The following is a 21,825-nucleotide window of genomic DNA, read 5'->3' on the forward strand; positions in this document are numbered from 1 at the left end:
GGTCTTTCATATTTTTATGTGTTAAAGGGTGATGTCTACGAGCCAATGTGGCTGTAGGACTTTAATGTTAACTATTTTTACAAATGTACTAAAAATAAATGACTTATCAGTATGTTTTTACGAATATTTATTAAAAATGTCATGAATAATTCATGATTTTGGGGTATTTTGTAGACGAATTAGCCCTTTTTCCGGTCACCAATCTCACTTTTCTGTTTTATCCTCTTCCATCAGTTGCTTGCGATATACCTTTAAATTTTCAGTTTCCTCTTTGCTGAGCTGCGGATAGTACATCTGCAACTTGTTCAAATGGCTACTGATAACCGTACCAACGGCATAGCGCATGAACCATTTGTGGTCAGCCGGAATGACGTACCATGGAGCATAGTCGGTAGACGTTTTGGTGAGCATCTTGCTATACGCGTCCATATAGTCATCCCAATGTTGGCGTTCTTCGACATCACTGGCAGAAAATTTCCAATTTTTCTCTTCATTGTCCAATCGCTTCAAAAATCGCTCTTTTTGTTCTTCTTTCGACACATTAAGGAAGAACTTGATAATAACAGTTCCCGTTTCTGTGAGATAGCGTTCAAACTCATTGATGTGCTGGTATCGCTTTTCCCAAAAATCTTCATTGACATCGTCCACGTTGTACATTCCCGGAATTTGTCCATTGATAATAATCTCCGGATGAACCCTTCCCACCAATACGTCTTCATAATGCGAGCGGTTGAAGATGCCGATGCGTCCACGTTCAGGTACATTCTTTTGGATGCGCCACAAATAGCCGTGGTCGAGCTCAACAGCTGAAGGTTGTTTGAACGAAAACACCTGGCACCCTTGCGGGTTGATGCCCGACATCACATGCTTGATTGTGCCGTCTTTTCCCGCCGCATCCATGGCTTGAAAGATAATCAGCACGGAATAACGATTATAAGCATAAAGCATGTTTTGCAAAGCCGCCATTGTTTTGACATTTTCTTGCAGTAGTTTTTTACACTCTTTCTTGTTCAGGTCAGCCGTGTAGTTTGTGTCGAAATCAGCCACCTTGTGCTTCTTCCCTGGTTCGGCCGTTAGTTTTTTCAATAAGTCTTTGTCCATGATTGTTTGTATTTTATGGTTAGTGTTATGATGAGTATGTTAGAAAAAATCTGTAGAAACGTCTTGCATGATTATATCTTCTTTAATCTTGTTCTTACTTCTCTTCCTCAAACTTATCCTATACTGATTATAAGTGGATTACATTCTTATGGTACAAAAATGTTTCCTCAATTTGAGTAGTATTGATTAGAAAACATCTTGGATGTCATCATATTTACATTCTTTATATATCCAAAGTATTTCTAGATATCTCAAATAACTGTTCCTTCTTTTGCGGAGATAATTTATATTTTTCTTGCATAAACACATTAAAATCAGCAAGTGGATCAAAAGTCCACGTAACACCATTGGCAGAATAACAAACAGCTTGTTTGAAATATTTATCAAAAACATTATGAAAGCTTTCTGCCTTGAAAATATGTGAATATAACATTAACATATCTATAGACATTACTATTATTGGGTGACACATCTGTTCAGGAAGCTCTTGTTCAATAAGTGACTGATACCAAGAATTGATAATATAGGATAAACCTGGTACAACAAAACGAGGATCTTCCAAGACAATTACAGGATAATAGGCAACTTCATCTGGTATATTATTATCCCACTTAAAAGTGTCTGCATCTATCATTTTCATTTGCTGGACTAACTGTGTTACTCCAACTCGTTCTGCATTTTTCTTCTTACCTCTTGATTTATCTATATTTTCAATAGAATAATACAACTTATTTTTCAGAATACTCAATAGCTCATCAATATCAGATTTGTCTTTGAGTTCACCATTAACGCGTATAGCTTTACATTCAAATAATATCAGATTATCATTTTCACGTAAATAAAAGTCAGGCTGATTATCCTCTTCTTTGATTTTATCGCCGCAAAGAATCATCTCTCGAGAAGGATATATTTTGGATGTTATTTTTTCATTAAGACATTGCAGAACTTGTGGTTGAAACAAAACTTTTTCCACAAAATCTTTGTTATAGAAGTTAAACGCATCCTTGAAACTATCTTTTAAATCAAAAAACAAACTGTTATAGAGTCTCTCAACTAAGATAGGAAAACAATATATAATATATTTTTTATCACTAATTTTTATTAAAGGACGTGATCTAAATATGCGATAATCTACATTATTATCTCTACTTTTTATCTCTGTATTACTATAGGAAATATGCTCATTTAGATTGATTGAAAGAAAATCTAATACAGGAATGTTTAGCGTACCATCAACATCTTGCAATCTATTTAAATCCAAGATAGGACAGCCTTTTCCTTGTTTCTTTTGATATTCAAATTCTAAAGTAAAAAGAGCCAACCATGTTTTAGCATAATCGGACATTTTGGTTATTCCTACATTTTTATAAAAACTCTCTTTAGCAGTGGTACAATCTTGATAGGTCTCTATAAAATCAGATAAAACAGAATAATATTGAACTTGTCTTATAAAAACATCTCTGACATCTTGTCCGCTAATATCATTCATGATAAAGAAATTTAAAAAACTTAAAGTAGCGAGATCTTGTTCATTTGTGCTATTGAAACTCATTAGGTTTTCATTTATTTGAAGTATGACTCGGAATAAATCATATTCAAAATCCTCTATATCTCCATCATTCTTATATTCATTTATAGGGATAGAAAAGATAATTCTCATTAATTCCAAAGAGGTTTTAGTAGTACAATAACAGAATATCTTTTGGCTACTTATTTTTGTGAGGTGCTCAAACCGATTATTTAAATCTTTAAGATGTTTTTCACTATGACGAGAAAAAAACGTATTATTCTTATCTGGTATATACGCTCTTCCATAATTATGACTTAAGACGTTACTGCTTAGCACCAAGTCTTTTCTACTATACTTTTTTAGTACGCTGGAAATATCTATTTCTTTTTCTTCGGGAAATAGAGCATGAAACTCAAGTATCTTTTCTATTGTTATATTCATCTTCGATTAATGATATTTGAAAAACATCTCAACACTCTTGCAACAGAGAACATTTTATAAGAAAATACGCACAAAGCTATCTGTTAACCAATACTGAATACTATCATTGTCATGTCCTTCTTTTTTTAAATAATTTGCAATATAATGTAAATCTTCAAAGCTATGATCTGGACGAAATTCATCCATATCTTGCCACCTGTTTTTATAAACAGATAAAAGAACTAATAGTTTTGAGTCTATTTGCATTTCCTTGAAATCCTGTTCATAGTTTCTTATTAACCATTCTATTACAGAGAGATTTTTACTTAAAACTATTTGCTCTCCTATAATGGCTCTATCAACTATAAAATTTATTTCATTATGATATGATTTCAAACCTGAGGAACGGACTCCCTGAACAATATTATCTATTCCATTAGAAACATCTGCAGATTGTTCCGATAACATCGCCTCTATAAAAGAATCATATGAAACACTACTACTTAATAAGTTCTTCGTTAGTACTCTAAGATCTTCTAAACTCTTTCTACGTTCTTTTGATAGAGTGTTTATATATTGTAGAACATCCGACAAATAAGTAATTTGAACATTCCTCATAAACGAATCATTTCTAAATTTCTCGGGAAGAGTATTATATTTGCTAATATTCTTCCTTAAATTATTTGAGATAATATTAAACTCTTGATCATCCCATTCAGTAATATCATTAAAGGCTTGTAGGCGTATATAATTTGGAGTACTCCAACCATTTCCTTCAGCTAAAACACCACAATGCCAAATGTCTTTCTCAAGTATCTTTTGCTTCGCCTTTTTAGTTATTTCCTCATCATTTTTTGCCAAAATACAAATGTAAAAAAGAGACCCTACTTCTGAGGGGATGTCATCAAAACTGACCTCTTTTAATTTAGTCATGAACAGTTTTAATAACCTATCTGGCAAACATTTGTTTATATTTAAGAAATATACAACTTCAGTTATATCTATTTGGGGATATACACAAATTAATTCTTCCAGTAAATTAGAGATCCCTTCATTCAATTCTTCATCTAAATATTTTAGATTCATATCAGAACAGATTACTCTTTGAACTATATCCATGTTATCTTTTGCATGTTGCAAAAGAGTTCCTAAAATAATTTCAAGATGACACTTACTCTTTAAGCAAGAAACCGCGTTCTCTACATTCTCTACAACTATGTCACTATGGGTATATTCAGAAATGTGAGTAATCATAAAATCAAAAATATTCGTTTTAAAGGAGTCAAACCAAATTGATTCATCTACACATAAGTATAAAGGACCTGTAATATTTAGTATTCCAGATAAGAACGTTTCTGGAGTACACTGATTTCCATACGCCTTTAAAGAGGATAGTAGTAGGTCTTTATTTTCTTCTAATAAATCTGGGGTAAAGGCATAATCTTGTCCAATGCGTCTTAATACATCTTTATCATGATATTGAATTGAATAAAAGAAACAAGGATATGGTAAAAGCCTAAATAGATTCTTACAAACTTTATACCAATCCTTAATATTAACAAAAGATGTAATACCAAAGTTTAAGTACAGTCCTGTATCAAATATAAACTGCAAAAATCTCAGGCTTTGCTCATATAGAGTGTTATTAGAACAAAGGCTATATGAAGAACCGACCCAACCCCTCTGTTTAGGCTTATCTTCTTTACTTCTCATCTTTTCAAGGATGTAACTGATTATCTCACCTTGTCCATAAATGTTATTTTGTAAGAAATACTCCAAATTATATGGTCGAGGATACTTAAAAGAAATATAGTTGGCTAAAATGCATGCATACATTTTTTCTTGTGCATTGTCAAGACTATCAATATATGATGATAAAATACCAAACGCCTTTTCACTTCCATGAAATGCAGCTAATCGCATGGCTTTTGCTTGTAACCAATAACCTTTTGCATCCCAATCTTCTAAAAGTCGATGAGCAGTCTCAAATTCTAAATGAAATAATTTCCTTTGAATATTCTCATAAGTAAAATAATCAGACGAATTACCATGTTGTAAGAGCTCTAAACTTCCTTTAAGAGTTTCCTCTCTTTGTATCATTTCTTTCCAAAGTGGTATCGAATCTAAAATAGGCTTATCCTGCAAGAATGGGGAATAATAACGAGGTAATTGCCCTGTTTCTTTAACTGCAAGTGCAAAAAGATAAGCTTCTGGTTCTGTTAAATCTCCTTTCCTTCTAAGAGCCGTTTCTATAAAGCGTTCTTGATTATAGACAACCTGACAGAAAGGATATTTAGTCTTTGCATTTTTGATACGTTCAAAAATCTCAGACAAATTTTCTTGACGATAGAATTTTAAACTTGCCTCATTCCATAACTCTTTATATTCGAAAGAAATATTTTTTTCAGAAGTTGTTATTTCTACTTTTTCAGTTTTACTTTCTGTTGAAGTGACAAGTCTTTTTTCATAACTACTATTTGCTCTACCACCGGTTTCTTTCAAAACTCCATCTTCGGTTTTACAAAGGAATTTTAGAAAACTTTCAAGAATTTCTTTATAGGAGTTAGGAGCAGATAATGATAATTTAGATATTTCAGATTGATCATATCCCAGTAAAGAAAGAACCTCCATAAGATTAATTTCCCGTATATAATGATTTTTATAATAGAGTTTCTTATCAGAGCTTTCTTCATTTTTAAACGTTACAAGGTAAATTTTAGGACCTTTATCTTTCCCTTTTCCAAGAATATCACTCATCCATTTAACCCACCCCATATAATTAGGGTCATTACCAGAAAAGCCCAATAGACAGAACTTCCCTTGTAGCATAGAAATTCTCATTAAATGAGAAAAAGCCTCATGCTTCTCAATATAGGTGTCATAATCTTCTTGAGCTATTATATATCGCAAGTGTTGATCACCTTCAAATTCAAACCTATCATCTTCTATCCTTAATGACCCATGTATTTTTATTATACTACGTTTCTGGAAACCATTTGATAAATTCCATGATGTATTCACCATAGGAGTTTGAAATTCTGAAAAATTATCAGATGTGAATTCTAATAGATTGTCGTAATTTGTCGTGTATATATTCTTAAATTTATCACATAGTAACAATTGCTTATGTGCTGAAAAATCAGATTCTATAATATCAGTTTTCTTTTCATCCTTTATATAGAGCGATGTAGTCCCATCATTGTTCTTTTTTGCATAAGGAGTACGCTCTTCTATATAATCTTCTATAACCTCCCTATATCCTTTTTGACCTATATATTTCGAAACAATTTCTAAATACCCATACTTGTCTAAAAGATTATCAACAAACTCTTTCTTTCTCTTTTTCTTTTCATCTTCGTGATATACTCCAACATTACAATGAAGGTAATTACCTATGTACTGATTTATTTCTAATTTGAATACATCATCTATAAGATCTTCTAATAGTGAGGTCCAGTCCAAATAAAGGGATGATACATTTTTAGAAAAACCAGCACCTATAAGAGCTGAAACCAATCCTTTTTCATAATCTTTTTTTAAAGCTTTAAGGTTTTCTATATTATTGTTTACTTCCATCGCCAAAATGCTTTTTTCCTGATAAATTTATTAATAATTTACAAGTTATATATTGTCTCATCCCCACAGATATTTCTTATCTTGAGGCGGAGAGGTTTGTTGTCTGAAGTAATTGTACCATCCCAGAAGGTTTTAGTATCAATACCATTCTTACGTACATAACCAAGGCGGTCGATGAGAATCTCGGAGTCGCTGTGCCAAGGAGAAGAAGCATCGGCAGAAGTACAATCAAGGCTTAGGAACTCGATAGTTTCCAGTCCTTCTTCGCTCAACGTGATGGGCTTAAATGCTTTATTAGTCTTCAGTGCCTGTTGCTGTCCTTTAAGATTGAATTCTTCTATCTTTTTATTCACACGGTCGCTAAAGAAGCGATTGATGCTCACTTGCCACACTTTGAAAGCCTCACCTTCTGGCTGGACTTCCTTCACATCAAATTCGGCATCATCTTCTACAACAACATTGTCGAGCACGTTCTTTAAGTCTCTTAGTTCAACTTCTATCAACGTGTCGTTCTGTTCTTTAATGAATTGCTTTATTTCCTTTGTATCAGTGATATCAATATAATATACAACTACTTTTTTAGTTTCGTCGGGCAGGCTGGGCATTGCTTCTTTCAGAATGCGATTCATCAGTGCGGTGTCTAACAAGCGGGTGCTACTATCCATTAAGTTTGGAAGATAAACCGGCAGTATACCATTTTTCGTGTCATGAATGCTTCCTTCCCAAAACTTATCAAGTGCATCTTCATTGCGAAGTCCGGGTATCAGGCTCTTCAGTTTATCCATCGTCTGCACGGGATTACGATAGAGCGAAACACCATCTTTTATCTCCATTACCTCAAACTCTGCCCCGGCCTTACGCAGGCGGTCGCGCGTGGTCTCAATGCTGTTGATGCCAATATCGCAATGGACAAACCTGCGCCCTAACTTATTGGCTACTGTAGCTGTTACACCACTGCCACCAAAGAAGTCAGCCACAAGCATACCTTCATTGCTACTGGCTTTAATGATGCGTTCTAATAACGCTTCAGGCTTTTGGGTGGCATAACCTACTGCAAGACGTTCTTCTGCAACAGGATTAATCATTGAAATTTCCCAGACATCAGGCATTGGAACTCCTTTTGTTGGTTCATTAGTCTGAATTGAGCGCCGTACACCATCTTCTCCTATAACACTCTTCCATGATTTCCCTTGTGCACTTGATTTTTCAGACTTTGGAATATATAATTGATTATAACAATGTATACCATCTCCAGATTTCGTATACCAAAATAATGTATCATGATTTTTTGCAAAGTCTTTACCTGCAATATTCCATCTTCTGTAATACCATACTATTTCATTTCTGAAATTATCTTCACCAAATATCTCATCCATCAGAATCTTCACATAATGCCCTATGTGCCAATCGAGGTGTACATAGATAGAAGCCGTGTCGCTCATAACAGCTTTTATTGCCATGAGGTTTTCATACATCCAATTAAGATAGCGTTCCTTGTCCCACACATCGCCATACATTTTTTCTTCAAAGTTGCGCAGTTCTTCGCTGTCAATCTCGGTCTCTGCTTGCTTAATAGCTTCTGCCACTTTTGGATTGCGACGAATATAAACCTTCTTGGCATAATCGGCACCACTGGCAAAAGGTGGGTCAATGTACACAAGGTCTACTTTCACTCCTTTCTCCTTAAGATAAGCGCAGGCAGCAAGACACTCGCCACGAAGCACGAGGTTATGATTAGGATTCTTGCCCACCACTTCTTGGCTTTCTACTTCATATAATGGCATACCACGCTGAATACGATCAAACACTTTACCGTTATCACGATAGCGAAGAATACGCTGCGTGCGCACAAAGTTATCGAGTATAGCTTGTCCTTCGAGGACATTGGGGTCGTAGGAAATATATTTTATTGCCATAATAAGTTATTTTATTTAAAAAATTGATTGATTGCAGTAATGGTTTTAATATCTTGCTCGGCTGGTGTCATCGTGTCTTCGATATACAAGAAACTGAATCGATTATAACCGAAACGTTCGTTATTTAGTTTCACAAACTCTTCTTCCATAAATTGTCTACGTTCAGTAAACTTGGCAGCAAAGCCTTCGCCTTTAGTCTCAATAATAAGTATTTGTTTGATTGCCCCTTGTTCATCTCTGCTAATCACCAAGAAATCGGGCGTGTAATTGCCGAGCAGACTCCAGTTCTTACCAGACTTCTTATAGCAGCGTATTTTGAAATCGGTCAGGTTGTCATCGCCATTGAAATAAAACTCGAGTTGCTTATCACGTATGATAGTTTGGAGAGATTTTGAGAAATAACTTATCTCAAAACTACTGTCGAACCTGTAAGGCAGATAATGATAAGTCTTATCATTGATGTTGCTATCCGTTGGCTCGTAACTATCGGGACTATCCAATAATGCTTGTATGGTTTGCTCCTGCTTGCCTAATTTTTTAAGTGTATGAATAGTTGTTTGTATTGTTGCCTTTAGACATTTCTTACCTTTATCTGCATCAACTATCTTTAATACTTGCTCTTGGTTAGGGAAATATTTAGACGTATCATTCACCTCTATTGTTGATTGAACGTTCTTAATCTGAAGAAGCTCAGCAGTCTCTGGTATCACTTCTTCTTTCACATCAATAGTTCGACGAGGGATAAAGGCTTTACGCACATTGGTACGTACTTGTGTTTGATTGTATTCTCCTTTAAGATAATGTATACCATGACGCTCCTCCGTGATGGCTTCAAAGATTGCTTGCAGAGCTGTGATGTGCTCCCTTAACTGCGCAACAGACAACGTACCGAAACTTTCTTTGCAAACAAGATGTAGCCAACTATTAAATGTAATAGCCTTGCCACTTTCATCATCCTGCAACAGCTCTGTAGATTTATCTTCTATCTCTCCTTTTAGATTCTGTTGTTGGATTAGTTGTACGCCACTGATAGAATAAAAATCATCTCTTTGCAGTTCTTTTGTAGTGTTCAGCTTATCTTCTAACACTAATGTCAGGTAAGACACCTTCAGTTGGAAGAAGTCAATTGGGGGCACACGCAATTTCTCCATACGAGAGAAACGCTGCAAGGTATGCAGTTTGGCATTACCACCTTTGTTAAGTTCTTCAATAGAAGTGTGCTGTTGCTTGTCCAATTCTCTATTCAGCGTTTTAGCATTGTCTTCGTTAAGCCAAATCAAAGCTGTTTCCTTATTATTCTTTACAACCTGACGTAAACAACGGCAAGAAGTCTGCAACACCATATTTTGTGGGCATGCTCCTTTTTGAGGCAAGATAACGCTGGTCAGGCTCTTACAGTCCCAACCCTCTTTACCTATTTGCGCTAACAACACTATCTTTATCTTTGAGAGACTGGTGTCTAACGACGCAAATTCAATAGCCGCACTCTCGGGCACGGAATACTCCTTGTTTCCACCATGGTATTTAAGAATTGTATCAGCAGGATTCAAACCGAACTTGCTGGTAAGTTCCGCAACGATAGGATAGATGTTCTCCTCCAGATTATCTATGCGCCCACAGTAGATTGCCTGTTTCGCACATGTGCCATTGGGATATTGCAAGTTGCCATACGTTTCAAGAAACTCTGACACTCCTTTGCGAATAATCGTTTCATAACCACCATCTGACACTTTTATTGTTGGAGACTTCAAGAAATTACCCACGCCTTCTATCAGCGGATAATAATAAACAACATTTGAAAGGTTCTTGTTCTTCAATGACAAGTCTGCTCCCATCTTCACCGACTCGGCAGTGGGGAGATAAGGAGTGCCAGAGAAACCTAATACAGAATTAAAGGTTTCTGTTTCTGTCCACTTATTAACAACCTGACGCAGCTTTATGTCTCCGTCTGAAGCATGATGCACCTCATCAATGAAAATAGAAAGATGAGGAATCTTTCCAACAATAGAACGAAGCTCATTAGAAACCTCAAACTCTTTCTTTTCCTTATCGCTAAGAAAAGAAGGGTCTTCATTTTTATCGTATTTATTTAAGATAACCTTCTCGGCATTAGTCACTGCCACCAGCCCACGAACATCATTTGATGTCAGATGGCTGTTTATCTTTTGCGCATTGGGATTCTTAACAAGATTACTTTTTTGTGCAGTCTTCTGTGCATCAAGTATTTCAAACTGAATTTCATTCTTTATTTGAGATGCAGATGGCTCCGGAAGAATCCACGTAGGATCAAAGTCTTGTATATTCTTTATACTTGGAATGATAGAAGACTTCAAGCCTGATGGAGCCAAAATCATAAAATTATGCGCAAAGGATGGATTATTCGGCTCATTTATTGAAAAATACAAATCAAGATAGATAAACGCAGCCATCAAATATGTTTTACCTGATCCCATTGGTAAACTAAAAATATAGTCAGGATAGGTTACATCGTAAAATAACTTCTTAAAGATAGCTGCATAATCGATTGTATCGGGATTTTCTTCAATGTATTTCTTTAATGCTGGTGCTGAAACATTCCCTTGCTCATCAGGCTGGCAAGCATATTCATAAAGCGAAGCTGCAGCTTTATCAGTTTCAAGAATATGTCTTGCCTTAACGGTAAGACTCATATTGTCAAGATTGAGAGACAAGAAATCGCCCTCTGTGAAAAGCCTCCACAAAGTTTTGTTGCCACATTCTATCTTCAAAAACAAGTAAGTCTTTATAGCCTCAATTTGCGCATCGCGCATCATCCCTTTGTCCTCGATGTAGTTTAATAAATAGGCGATAGGGCAATCTTTTCGATTGAGCCATTCATCTCTTTTCTTTTGTATGATATTATAGAACATTATATTGTATCTAATTATTTATTTCATTAATTGTTATTTTAATCATTTGGCACATAATAATATAAAAATGAAGCATAGAATTATCTGATTTTTTGGTAATTATCCAATCTTCTATGGCAATAAGAAATTATTCCAAGTATTTCAAGTGCATCTTGTTCCGACATCTCCCAGTCGACCTTGGGTTCATGTGCTGTTGGATTTCTAAACATGCAGCATAAACCTTTAAGTAGACTGCAGAAACCTTCATGCTCATTCTTTTCTGAATTTGTTTGAAAATTATTTATAATTAATATGGGATTCTTGCTAAACACTTCCTCTATAAGTTTATTCCCATCTGTTTTCATCCCCGATAAATCTCTTATACGCTGGAACAAGCCTTTGTTTGCCTCTAAAACAGCATGGAAGTAATTATTTACTAACAATTCAGCTTTACAGTATTTAATAATTTCGCTATGCCCCTTTCTTTTTTCTATTTCTTGTTTTAGATTATTTGCCTTGATTTGTACATCAGAAATAGTACTTGCGACTGCAATTTCTCTAAACTTCCCTGACTCGGCAAGTTCATATCCAACGAATGCCAATTGTTGATTCACCTCACTTCTAATTCTTTCAAACTCTTCTTCATTCTTGATATATCGGCTTGGAGCAAGAGCATAACCTATAAAACGTAATATATTATTAGAGCATTTTTTCTTATTCTGCTCACTGGATAAAGAATTAAATAAATTCTTTCTTTTGGCAACCATTACACCTTCTTGGGTTTTATCCTCAATAATAGCCTGCAATAGTAATCGGTGTATTTCTGAACCAGTTAAGCCCTTATCTGTATCACCAAGTATATTCGCAATCATCTCGATAACATTAACGGGAAAGCATTTTCTTAATATAGCCATAAAATTTAATCATTTTGTTCGTAATAGTATGAGTAATCAATACCCTTCATAAACATTTCTCGGTCATCAATCTTGGTGGTGAGTGCTGGTAGCACTAAACTCTTGATGTGTTTACTATCAGAAACACTTTCACGCATTGCAGACAAATATTCGTTCTTATCAATTTGACTCCAATCCACACACCGTTTGAGAGAACGCTTTAGCATGAGGTCAAGCCAAATGCGAGTGCTACGACCGTTGCCTTCCATAAATGGATGCGCTACATTCATTTCAACATATTTGTCCATTATCTCATCAAAAGTAGTTTCGGGCATTCGCTCTATTGTGTGCAGAGTTTCAGGGAAGTGCATACAATTAGCAAAGGTAAAACCTCCTTTGGATATATTCTTCGTACGAATTTGTCCAGCAAAGTCGTACAGTCCTCCAAAAAGATAAGCGTGTATCTGTTGCAGACATTTGATACTACCAGGCTCTACAGTCTTTAAGATACCACTTTCAAAAAGCTGATAAGCCTTTTTCTTGCTCTGTCCATCAATAGTGTTATCACTATAGAGGAACCAGTCAAGGAAGTTTGTAGCCTTGGTATTATTGATATGCTTTGCCAAAAGGGTTACACCCTCTGCATCAAACGTATCTGTCTTATATGACTTCCCATCAGAGGCTTTTAGCTTCAGTTGGTTAGTAGCACTAACCAACTGACTGTTTTCTTTTCTTAGTTTGGTTTTAAGATACTTCCAATAGTTCCTCGTCTTTTGGTAATCATCTTGCTCGTTAATTGCAGCAATAATGTCCAGTACAGAGAACCACCACTTATTGTGTGTGTCGTCCCACACCGCCCTAACTTCACGGTCGTTGAAAAAGCGGATAGATGTTTTATGCTCTGCCATAATAAAGTTACTCATCTGGAGTGTTAATCAATTCTTTTGGATTGACTTGTAAGATCTCTGCTATTTGAAATAGCAATTCTAGGCTTGGTTGTCGACGATTGCAAACATATGAGTTGACAATAGTAAAACTCTTGCCGAGTTTCTCGGCAAGCCATGTCTGCTTAATCCCTTTTTCGATAAGCACCTCTTTAATTCTATTAGTTGGACTTTCCATAAATATTATATGATTGTTTGCAAATATAGTAAATATTATTGTATAAAGAACTAAAAAGGAGGAGCTTTTTTCTCCTCCTTCAAAAGTCTTATATCTACAATTTTATTTGCCTTTCTTGCGTTGCAGATTTTTCTGTGCCGGCTCTATTCTCTATAGAATCTCAGCTATTTTATTAGGATAACGAAGACTGGTATTGGCTATATATACCCCACAACGTATCCGAAAATCCCCATCCACAGTCCGTGGCATTGAGCATGCGTTCTATCCGTTCGTTGTAGTTGGGCAGTAGTCCGTGAAGGGAAATGAACTCCATCGCTTTCTCAAAGTTGTTCTCCAAAGTAACATAATACTGTTCCCACATATCACCAAAAGTCATCGTATATTCGCAGCCTTGCTCTATGTAAAAGAGCATCAAGTCGGCTAAGCATTCTGGTGCAGGTTTCAGCTTTTTAAATTCAGAGATAGCCTTGCGGCATGTAGCGAACGATGGCTTTTCAGAAAAGCCACGCATAGGGAAAAACTCATTTTGTATTATCTTCTTATATTTCTCCACCTCGGCATAACTGTCGGGCGTAAGATAAAACTCTAAGTAGGTCTTTGCTTCCTTGCTTGCATCGTAAAGGCTCATCATCAGATTAATAACATTCTCCTTTGGTAATGTTTCCAACTTCTTTCTTAACTTTGCTTTTGACATAACTTAAATGCATTTATTTCTTCTATAAATATCCTTTTATCACTTCAGCCCCAATTAGCTGATTCAGCTTGGCTCCGATAATTTCGTCGGAATAGATGGCTTGCCAATGGTTATCAAACAATGGTCTTTCAATGTTGCTGAAATTTTGCACTCGCCATACTATTTGTATCTATTTGATTATCAATTTATTTTTTCAATTAAGTCGCACTTTATCTCCCATTAAGTCGCGGCACAAATATGGTACAAATATAAGCACAAAAACGATTAAAAACGATAAGATTTAATTATTATTGAGAAATAAAAACCCCAGCAACTTATTATGTTACTGGGATTTACCTATTTTTAATTAGCGTTTATTAGCACTTTTATTTCACTTCCTCAAAGTCTGCATCTTGGACTGTGTCGTCGGTTGTGCTGCCTTGAGACTGTTCGCCACCTGCTTGCTGTTCACCAGTAAAGCCTGCGCCTGCACCAGCACCTGGTTGTGCACCACCTGCTTGTCCATACATTTGGGCACTGGCAGCTTGCATCACGGTATTCAGGTTATTGATGGCAGTATCAATGGCTGCTACATCCGCATTTTTATGCGCATCTTTCAGTTGTTGCAATGCACTCTCTATATTAGGCTTCTGATCGGCAGGAATCTTGTCACCGTTGTCCTTCAAGAAGTTTTCTGTGGTGAAGATCATAGAGTCTGCCTGATTCAGCTTGTCCACCTTCTCACGTTCAGCCTTGTCAGCAGCAGCGTTTTGTTCTGCCTCAGCCTTCATACGGTCGATTTCTTCTTGATTCAAACCGCTTGAAGCCTCAATACGAATCTTTTGTTCCTTGCCTGTAGCCTTGTCTTTTGCCGATACATTCAAGATACCATTGGCATCGATGTCGAAAGTTACTTCAATCTGTGGAACACCACGACGTGCAGGAGCTATGCCTTCGAGATTAAACTGTCCAATGCTTTTGTTTTGTGATGCCATTGGACGTTCACCTTGTAATACATGGATAGTCACAGCCGTTTGGTTGTCTACTGCGGTAGAGAATGTTTCGCTCTTCTTGGTAGGAATGGTTGTATTGGCATCAATCAATTTGGTCATTACGCCTCCCATGGTTTCAATACCCAATGTTAGCGGAGTTACGTCAAGTAATACGATGTCACCAACGCCACTCTCTTTATTCAAGATAGCTCCTTGAATAGCGGCACCAATAGCAACTACCTCATCAGGGTTCACTCCTTTTGAAGGCTCTTTACCAAAGTAATTCTTTACTAAGGTTTGTACAGCTGGAATACGGCTTGAACCACCTACAAGAATCACTTCATCGATATCTGATGTGGATAGCTTAGCATCCTTAATAGCGTTTTGACAAGGAACCAAGCAAGCCTGAATCAAGTCATGTGCCAACTGCTCAAACTGAGATCGTGTTAGCGTTTTTACTAAGTGTTTTGGCACGCCTCCCTCTGCCGAGATATAAGGCAAGTTGATTTCTGTAGATGTGGTACTTGAGAGTTCAATCTTAGCTTTCTCTGCAGCCTCTTTCAAACGTTGCATAGCCATAGGATCTTTTCGCAAGTCAATTCCTTCGTCAGCTTTGAAACCGTCTGCCAACCAGTCGATAATCACTTGGTCAAAGTCATCACCACCTAAGTGTGTGTCACCATTGGTAGAAAGCACTTCAAACACACCACCGCCAAATTCCAAGATAGAGATATCAAAAGTACCACCACCAAGGTCGAAAACAGCGATTTTCATATCCTTGTGGGCTTTGTCAACACCGTATGCCAAAGCTGCTGCCGTAGGCTCGTTGACAATTCGCTGAACTTTAAGACCAGCTATCTCGCCTGCCTCTTTGGTTGCCTGACGTTGTGAGTCAGAGAAATAAGCAGGAACGGTAATCACAGCATCAGTAACTTCTTGTCCTAAGTAGTCTTCAGCGGTTTTCTTCATTTTCTGAAGAACCATGGCTGATATTTCCTGTGGGGTATATTTCCGTCCTTCAATGCCTATTCTTGGGTAGCCATTTTCATCTACCACCTTAAAGGGTACGCGCTCAGCTTCTTTTTGGCTCTGTGCATAAGTTTCACCCATGAAACGTTTAATAGAGTAAACGGTGTTCACAGGGTTGGTAATAGCTTGACGTTTAGCTGGGTCACCAACCTTGCGCTCGCCATCTTTTACAAAACCTATTACAGAAGGCGTTGTGCGTTTACCTTCACTATTAGCAATTACCACAGGCTCATTGCCTTCAAATACAGCAACACATGAATTTGTTGTTCCTAAGTCAATTCCAATAATCTTTCCCATATTTATATTGTTTTTTTTTAGTTTACGAGTTTACGAGTTTACGAGTTTATAAGTTTACAAGTTCACATATAATATTACATATTTCGTCGTTTCGCTCATATAAAAACAAATGCCATGCCAAAAACAATATTTAAGTGCATACTGACAAGGAATATGCCAATCTGTCATTTAGATATTCTTATTGTCATGCGTGGAAAGAGCCAAGGAAGAGGAATGAACCACTGATGTCATTCTAATTTTGTCATGTGGTAGCCCATGGACTTAAGTTGTATGGCAGCTCCCAAAGAATATAGTTGGTGCAGAGCTGTTACTACCGCACGATACGCATCTTCCGATCCATGTGTTATCGGAAAATGTTGGAGAATGTTATTGGTGCGGGCTGCACATTCGCCAACGATGGATTGTAGTGTTTGTGCTTGTTCTGTGTTTAGACACAACACCTTTTCGCGTATGTAGTCGTCCATGTGATCAAAGTCGATGCGGTTGCGCAAATAGAGATACAAATTTTCCACCTTATTATATAGTTCCCAATCTTCATCCCAATATTTGGCTACAGCCATGCCAATGTACATTATCCAGCCAAAAACAACGGTAGGGTATTTATTAAATTCACGTACAGCATCGGGCATATAAGCGTTGGCTATTTGTAGCCACTTCTCTTCAATGTCGGGTGCATCGGGTAGGTGGGCGTCCACTTTGTTCAAAGACAGCAGGTAGTTGTAAAGGTCTTTTTGGAGTGTTATCGTAAATTCGGTGACAGGTTGTTTCTCATTCATCATATATTTCTTTTGAAAAGGGCAAAGTTAAAAGTCATCCCTTAGTTTTATCATTCCAAGAAATGATAGATTGCAAAATTACGAATTTATTGTGTCGAATACAAAGGGACAAATAGAAAGTTTTGCAATTTTATTTCACTCAACGATATCTTCAAAAAACATTATTGTTATTTTGTTGTTACAAAAGCGATATCTATTTTTGTACTTGAAATTATATTTTAATAAAAATGACTAATAAGAAAACCATATCATTCCGCCTCATGGCGGTTGATATGGTTAAATGCTTGAAATACCTTAGCCAGCTAAGGCTGTTCGTATCTTGACAATGTCAAGTTGCTCTGTCTTATCAGAATTTATAGAGAAAACCTGCAGAGATGACGCCTTGATTGGAGTTTTTAATAATTTGGAATTTAACCTCTGCATTGAGGGCAAACTTTTCTGAGAGGTCGTATTGGAAACCACCACCAAGGTTTACGCCAAGATTGCCGTCACTGTGTGATTCGTTACTTCCTACTGTGATACTACCAGCTGGCGTGCTGACTGTTTGAGTGAAGCCATCAACAGAACCGCGTAGGTAGGTAAGTCCTGCTAGAGGGTAGATCTTGATATTGTCCCCAAGTGAGAAGAGATAATGTACATCCAAATTGATATCCCACCAAGAAACGTTGTTCTTCTTTAGGAAGTAGTCGAATGTTGCCTGTGTGCGGATAGCGTCAGTGATTCCATAGCCACCTTTTAGACCCACACCTAACGATTTGATGTCTGTTGGATACGCCAGTTGCCCACCTAAGTAGGCTTGTCCCTCTTGCGCATAAGCGCCAATACTAAGCAATGCGATGACTGCTGTTAAAAATAATTTCCTCATAACTATGTTGATTAAATGAATAATGTATCCTATCCCTTAGTCATTGATGCTTAGTGAGAACCAGCTTTGACTGATACCACCAGCCTTGACTTTATGGCTGTAGAATATGTTGCTACAAAGATAGAAAATATTTATTATTTATGGATGAACGTATCATCATTTTTTTTAAAGTTTTTTTATTCTGTCTTTTCTGCAATGGCTTGTTTGATTTGTGCTTCCAATTCTTCACACAGCTCAGGATTGTCTTTCAGTAACTTTTTGGTTGCATCGCGTCCTTGTGCCAATTTAGAGTCTTGATACGAATACCACGAACCACTTTTCTTGATAATGTCATATTCTACGCCCAAATCAACAATTTCTCCGATTTTAGAGATTCCTTCGCCAAAGGTAATCTCAAATTCTGCTTTGCGGAATGGAGGAGCTACCTTGTTTTTTACCACTTTCACACGCACTTGATTACCAACAACCTGGTCGCCATCTTTCAGGCTGGTCACCTTTCGGATGTCTAATCGTACAGAAGCATAGAACTTTAATGCGTTACCTCCTGTAGTGGTCTCTGGACTACCAAACATGACTCCAATTTTTTCTCGCAACTGGTTGATAAAGATACAGGTGGTATTGGTCTTGCTAATATTCGAGGTGAGTTTGCGAAGAGCCTGACTCATCAGTCGAGCCTGCAAACCAACGTTGCTGTCGCCCATGTCACCGTCAATCTCTTTCTTAGGTGTCAGTGCTGCCACAGAGTCAATAACCAAGATGTCGATAGCTGAAGAGCGAATCAGTTGGTCTGCTATTTCCAAAGCTTGCTCACCGTTGTCGGGCTGTGAAATCCATAGATTGTCCACATCTACGCCTAACTTTGCGGCATAAAAACGGTCGAAAGCGTGTTCGGCATCAATGAAGGCAGCAATGCCTCCAGCCTTTTGTGTCTCAGCAATAGCATGGATAGCCAGTGTTGTTTTTCCCGAAGATTCTGGACCATATATTTCAATGATGCGTCCTCGTGGATATCCACCCACACCGAGTGCGCAGTCTAATGCAATGCTACCTGTTGGTATCACTTCAACATCTTCTATTTGTTCATCACCCATTCGCATAATAGAACCCTTACCAAAGTCCTTCTCTATCTTCGCCATGGCAGCCTGTAGCGCTTTCAGCTTGCCTTCGTTGGTGGCTGGTGATTTTGTTTCTTCTTTTGCCATATTTTGTACTTTATTTTTTTCGTTGTTGAGCTAATTAGTCTAATTATTCCTATTGACCTTGTCAGCCAAAATGACTATAATTCCAAATCTTTGCCAAACTCTTCGTGCCAAGGCAAGCCTTGTTTGTTCAGTTGTTCCATGAAAGGATCTGGGTCGAAGTCTTCAACGTTCCAAACACCAGGTTTCTTCCAAATTCCTTTAAGAAACATCATGGCACCAATCATGGCAGGCACACCAGTGGTATAGCTCACTCCTTGCATTCCTGTTTCTTTGTAGGCGTCTTGGTGTTTGCAGTTGTTGTAAACGTAATAGGAAAGTTCTTTACCGTCTTTTATGCCACGAATGCGACAGCCGATGCTCGTCTCGCCGTCATAGTTCTCACCAAGATCTTGTGGATTGGGCAATACGGCTTTAAGGAATTGTAGAGGAACAATGTTTACCTTCACCTTCTTGCCAGAGCCATCAGCCAATTCTGCCTCGTATTCAATCTCATCGATACGCGACATGCCCAAATTTTGAATAACATCCAAATAGTTAAGGTATTGTTCACCAAAGGTCATCCAGAACCGAGCCTGTTTAATGGTAGGATAATTCTTCACCAAGCTTTCCAACTCTTCGTGGTGCATCAAATAGCTCTCACGTGGGCCGATGTTAGGATAGGTAATGGGTTGATGAATTTCCAAAGGTTCGGTTTCAATCCATTTGCCATCTTTGTAATAAAGTCCCTTTTGTGTAATTTCTCGAATGTTGATTTCAGGATTAAAATTGGTGGCAAAAGCTTTATGGTGATTGCCAGCATTACAGTCGACAATGTCCAAATAATGTATCTCGTCAAAATAGTGTTTGGCAGCGTAAGCCGTGAAGATACCACTCACGCCCGGGTCGAAACCGCACCCAAGAATGGCTGTAAGTCCAGCTTTTTCAAACTTGTCTTTGTATGCCCATTGCCATGAGTATTCAAAGTGTGCCTCGTCTTTGGGCTCGTAATTAGCCGTGTCAAGATAATTGCATCCACAAGCCAAGCAAGCTTCCATAATGGTAAGATCCTGATAGGGCAATGCTAAGTTAATCACCAACTCTGGTTTGTAGTCGTTCATCAAAGCTTTTAGTTGCTCCACATCGTCGGCATCTACTTGGGCTGTTTTGATGTTTGGGTTACCAATAGCTTTTACTATTTTATCGCATTTCTCTTTACGTCTGCTGGCTATCATCAACTCTGTAAACACTTCTGGATTCTGTGAAATCTTAAATGCTGCTACGGTTGCGACGCCACCAGCGCCAATCATTAAAACTCGTGACATAATCATGAATCCCCGTCACCTCCGTTGTGGAGGAGAGTGCCTCGCAGGGTACGCCTTTATCGGCACTTTCTGTTGGTTGTTATACTTTATTTTATTTCTTCGCTCTTAATCCCTAAGGCATTCATTAACGAATAGCCCAAGATTTCTTGCCTGAAGTTTCCACCCACTAAGGGTTGCATGGCAAAAACAGTGATGCGTTTATTCTCATCGTCTACTCTACGCAGACTTGTACGAATGCGGTCGAACACCCCTTCCCGTTCACAGTTGGGAACTATCATCATCCGTTTGACATTTGGATGCTGGCATACGGTGAGCAGGATGTCCATAAAGAAGTCGGTATCCTGCACAATATCCTCTACAGGAAACGAACTTAACATAAACTCGCCTAAGTGATCTTTGAAAGCCTTTCCGTTCAAGTCATTTTCAAAATTGCCTGGCTGAAAGTTTTCCAGTGTGGTCTTTTCCTTGCTATGCACAAAAATCACTTGTGTGTCATGTGTTCCTTCTCTGATACCGCCATCTAAGGCTATGCAATCAATCCAACGAGCAGTGTCGGCAGCAGGTATGCGCCGTCCAATCATTCGTTCAAAGTTCACAATCAGGTCAAAAGCAACCTGATCGATATAATCACCATCAACGAGAATGATATTCTCGCTCCATTGATTGTTTGAAATTTGTGCATCCATACTTTGCAAATTTACATAAAAATAATGATACCAACCATACAAAATATAAAAAACTAATTCATGAACACAGCTCTTCCATTGTAGAAAGGGTGTAGATGATGCAAAACGCTCTTTTTTCTTCTTTTGTTTCAACAACCATAACTCTTCTAAGAAAGGTGCAGTTTTCTTATTTTCTTTGGTAATGTCACTTGCTGTTTTTGTCCTGTAATTTTACCAAAAAACGGCCATCTAAAATTTCCAAAATAGAAAAAATTAATAGGCAAACACACAACAAAAATGCGCTGATTTTCACAAAATAGACGTCTTTTCAAGCTGGAACATTGACTTAACGCCCCTGGAAACACCATTTAAGGCTGTTATTCACATACCATAACAACATTAAAGCATGCAAATAACAAGCTTAGAGCAATGCTTTAGCCGCAAAAAAATGGTAAAAATAGGAAAGAAAAGAGATATTGTAAACGTAACGTGCTTAATAACAAAGAATTACAAACTTCGCTCATTTCTCGCATATTTGCGACCCACTTTGCCGTTGGTTGTTTTCACGCGAGTTATGAGAGGCACTTTGTAAAGAAAATTCAGCATTAATGAGCCTTCCT

The 21,825-nt window shown here is 37.5% G+C and carries 15 protein-coding genes; all 15 read right to left on the reverse strand.

Features of this window, described 5'->3' with window-relative positions; genetic code table 11:
• Positions 1-204: 204 nt before the first annotated feature.
• Positions 205-1,101 (reverse strand): polyphosphate kinase 2 family protein, encoded by an 897-nt coding sequence (locus tag BN35_RS02390; protein ID WP_028901143.1) that lies wholly within the window; start codon positions 1,099-1,101, stop codon positions 205-207.
• Positions 1,102-1,324: 223 nt separating this feature from the next.
• Positions 1,325-3,052, reverse strand: coding sequence for a hypothetical protein (locus BN35_RS02395; protein WP_028901142.1), 1,728 nt, complete (start codon positions 3,050-3,052; stop codon positions 1,325-1,327).
• 54 nt (positions 3,053-3,106) lie between these two features.
• A complete protein-coding gene (locus tag BN35_RS02400; protein ID WP_028901141.1) occupies positions 3,107-6,607 on the reverse strand; it encodes an SIR2 family protein in 3,501 nt (1,166 codons plus the stop codon).
• 38 nt (positions 6,608-6,645) lie between these two features.
• Entirely contained in the window at positions 6,646-8,523 is a 1,878-nt protein-coding gene (locus BN35_RS02405) for a DNA-methyltransferase (RefSeq protein ID WP_025072411.1), read from the reverse strand.
• Positions 8,524-8,534: 11 nt separating this feature from the next.
• Positions 8,535-11,411: a DEAD/DEAH box helicase family protein gene (locus BN35_RS02410; RefSeq protein ID WP_028901140.1), complete on the reverse strand. Its 2,877-nt coding sequence runs from the start codon at positions 11,409-11,411 to the stop codon at positions 8,535-8,537.
• An 80-nt stretch (positions 11,412-11,491) separates the two neighbouring features.
• Positions 11,492-12,304, reverse strand: coding sequence for a TIGR02391 family protein (locus tag BN35_RS02415; RefSeq protein ID WP_028901139.1), 813 nt, complete (start codon positions 12,302-12,304; stop codon positions 11,492-11,494).
• Positions 12,305-12,309: 5 nt separating this feature from the next.
• Positions 12,310-13,206 (reverse strand): protein adenylyltransferase Fic, encoded by an 897-nt coding sequence (fic, locus tag BN35_RS02420; RefSeq protein WP_025072412.1) that lies wholly within the window; start codon positions 13,204-13,206, stop codon positions 12,310-12,312.
• Positions 13,199-13,405, reverse strand: coding sequence for a helix-turn-helix domain-containing protein (locus BN35_RS02425; RefSeq protein ID WP_004362600.1), 207 nt, complete (start codon positions 13,403-13,405; stop codon positions 13,199-13,201). The genes fic and BN35_RS02425 overlap by 8 nt, the downstream gene beginning before the upstream one ends.
• A gap of 172 nt (positions 13,406-13,577) precedes the next feature.
• Positions 13,578-14,099 carry a DUF6155 family protein gene (locus BN35_RS02430; RefSeq protein ID WP_025072413.1) on the reverse strand — a complete coding sequence of 174 codons (522 nt, stop codon included), beginning with the start codon at positions 14,097-14,099 and terminating at the stop codon, positions 13,578-13,580.
• A 365-nt stretch (positions 14,100-14,464) separates the two neighbouring features.
• Positions 14,465-16,396 (reverse strand): molecular chaperone DnaK, encoded by a 1,932-nt coding sequence (gene dnaK, locus BN35_RS02435; protein WP_025072414.1) that lies wholly within the window; start codon positions 16,394-16,396, stop codon positions 14,465-14,467.
• A 227-nt stretch (positions 16,397-16,623) separates the two neighbouring features.
• On the reverse strand, positions 16,624-17,172 hold the full coding sequence (locus tag BN35_RS02440; RefSeq protein ID WP_025072415.1) for a hypothetical protein: 549 nt from the start codon (positions 17,170-17,172) through the stop codon (positions 16,624-16,626).
• A gap of 346 nt (positions 17,173-17,518) precedes the next feature.
• Positions 17,519-18,037: an outer membrane beta-barrel protein gene (locus BN35_RS02445; RefSeq protein WP_025072416.1), complete on the reverse strand. Its 519-nt coding sequence runs from the start codon at positions 18,035-18,037 to the stop codon at positions 17,519-17,521.
• A 176-nt stretch (positions 18,038-18,213) separates the two neighbouring features.
• A complete protein-coding gene (recA, locus tag BN35_RS02450; protein WP_025072417.1) occupies positions 18,214-19,239 on the reverse strand; it encodes a recombinase RecA in 1,026 nt (341 codons plus the stop codon).
• A gap of 74 nt (positions 19,240-19,313) precedes the next feature.
• A complete protein-coding gene (locus BN35_RS02455) occupies positions 19,314-20,540 on the reverse strand; it encodes a saccharopine dehydrogenase family protein (RefSeq protein ID WP_025072418.1) in 1,227 nt (408 codons plus the stop codon).
• 86 nt (positions 20,541-20,626) lie between these two features.
• A complete protein-coding gene (locus tag BN35_RS02460) occupies positions 20,627-21,226 on the reverse strand; it encodes a DUF6621 family protein (protein ID WP_025072419.1) in 600 nt (199 codons plus the stop codon).
• Positions 21,227-21,825: the final 599 nt, after the last annotated feature.

The organism is Hoylesella timonensis 4401737 = DSM 22865 = JCM 15640, assembly GCF_000455445.1.
GTDB classification, from domain to species: Bacteria; Bacteroidota; Bacteroidia; order Bacteroidales; family Bacteroidaceae; genus Prevotella; species Prevotella timonensis.

Bases quoted from the DNA above. Each gene is read 5' to 3' on its own strand.
- BN35_RS02430 (WP_025072413.1), bottom strand. From the start codon at position 14,099: ATGTCAAAAGCAAAGTTAAGAAAGAAGTTGGAAACATTACCAAAGGAG.
- BN35_RS02390 (WP_028901143.1), bottom strand. From the start codon at position 1,101: ATGGACAAAGACTTATTGAAAAAACTAACGGCCGAACCAGGGAAGAAG.
- BN35_RS02405 (WP_025072411.1), bottom strand. From the start codon at position 8,523: ATGGCAATAAAATATATTTCCTACGACCCCAATGTCCTCGAAGGACAA.
- BN35_RS02415 (WP_028901139.1), bottom strand. From the start codon at position 12,304: ATGGCTATATTAAGAAAATGCTTTCCCGTTAATGTTATCGAGATGATT.
- BN35_RS02445 (WP_025072416.1), bottom strand. From the start codon at position 18,037: ATGAGGAAATTATTTTTAACAGCAGTCATCGCATTGCTTAGTATTGGC.
- BN35_RS02425 (WP_004362600.1), bottom strand. From the start codon at position 13,405: ATGGAAAGTCCAACTAATAGAATTAAAGAGGTGCTTATCGAAAAAGGG.
- fic (WP_025072412.1), bottom strand. From the start codon at position 13,206: ATGAGTAACTTTATTATGGCAGAGCATAAAACATCTATCCGCTTTTTC.
- BN35_RS02460 (WP_025072419.1), bottom strand. From the start codon at position 21,226: ATGGATGCACAAATTTCAAACAATCAATGGAGCGAGAATATCATTCTC.
- dnaK (WP_025072414.1), bottom strand. From the start codon at position 16,396: ATGGGAAAGATTATTGGAATTGACTTAGGAACAACAAATTCATGTGTT.
- BN35_RS02455 (WP_025072418.1), bottom strand. From the start codon at position 20,540: ATGTCACGAGTTTTAATGATTGGCGCTGGTGGCGTCGCAACCGTAGCA.
- BN35_RS02440 (WP_025072415.1), bottom strand. From the start codon at position 17,172: ATGAATGAGAAACAACCTGTCACCGAATTTACGATAACACTCCAAAAA.
- BN35_RS02395 (WP_028901142.1), bottom strand. From the start codon at position 3,052: ATGAATATAACAATAGAAAAGATACTTGAGTTTCATGCTCTATTTCCC.
- BN35_RS02400 (WP_028901141.1), bottom strand. From the start codon at position 6,607: ATGGAAGTAAACAATAATATAGAAAACCTTAAAGCTTTAAAAAAAGAT.
- BN35_RS02410 (WP_028901140.1), bottom strand. From the start codon at position 11,411: ATGTTCTATAATATCATACAAAAGAAAAGAGATGAATGGCTCAATCGA.
- recA (WP_025072417.1), bottom strand. From the start codon at position 19,239: ATGGCAAAAGAAGAAACAAAATCACCAGCCACCAACGAAGGCAAGCTG.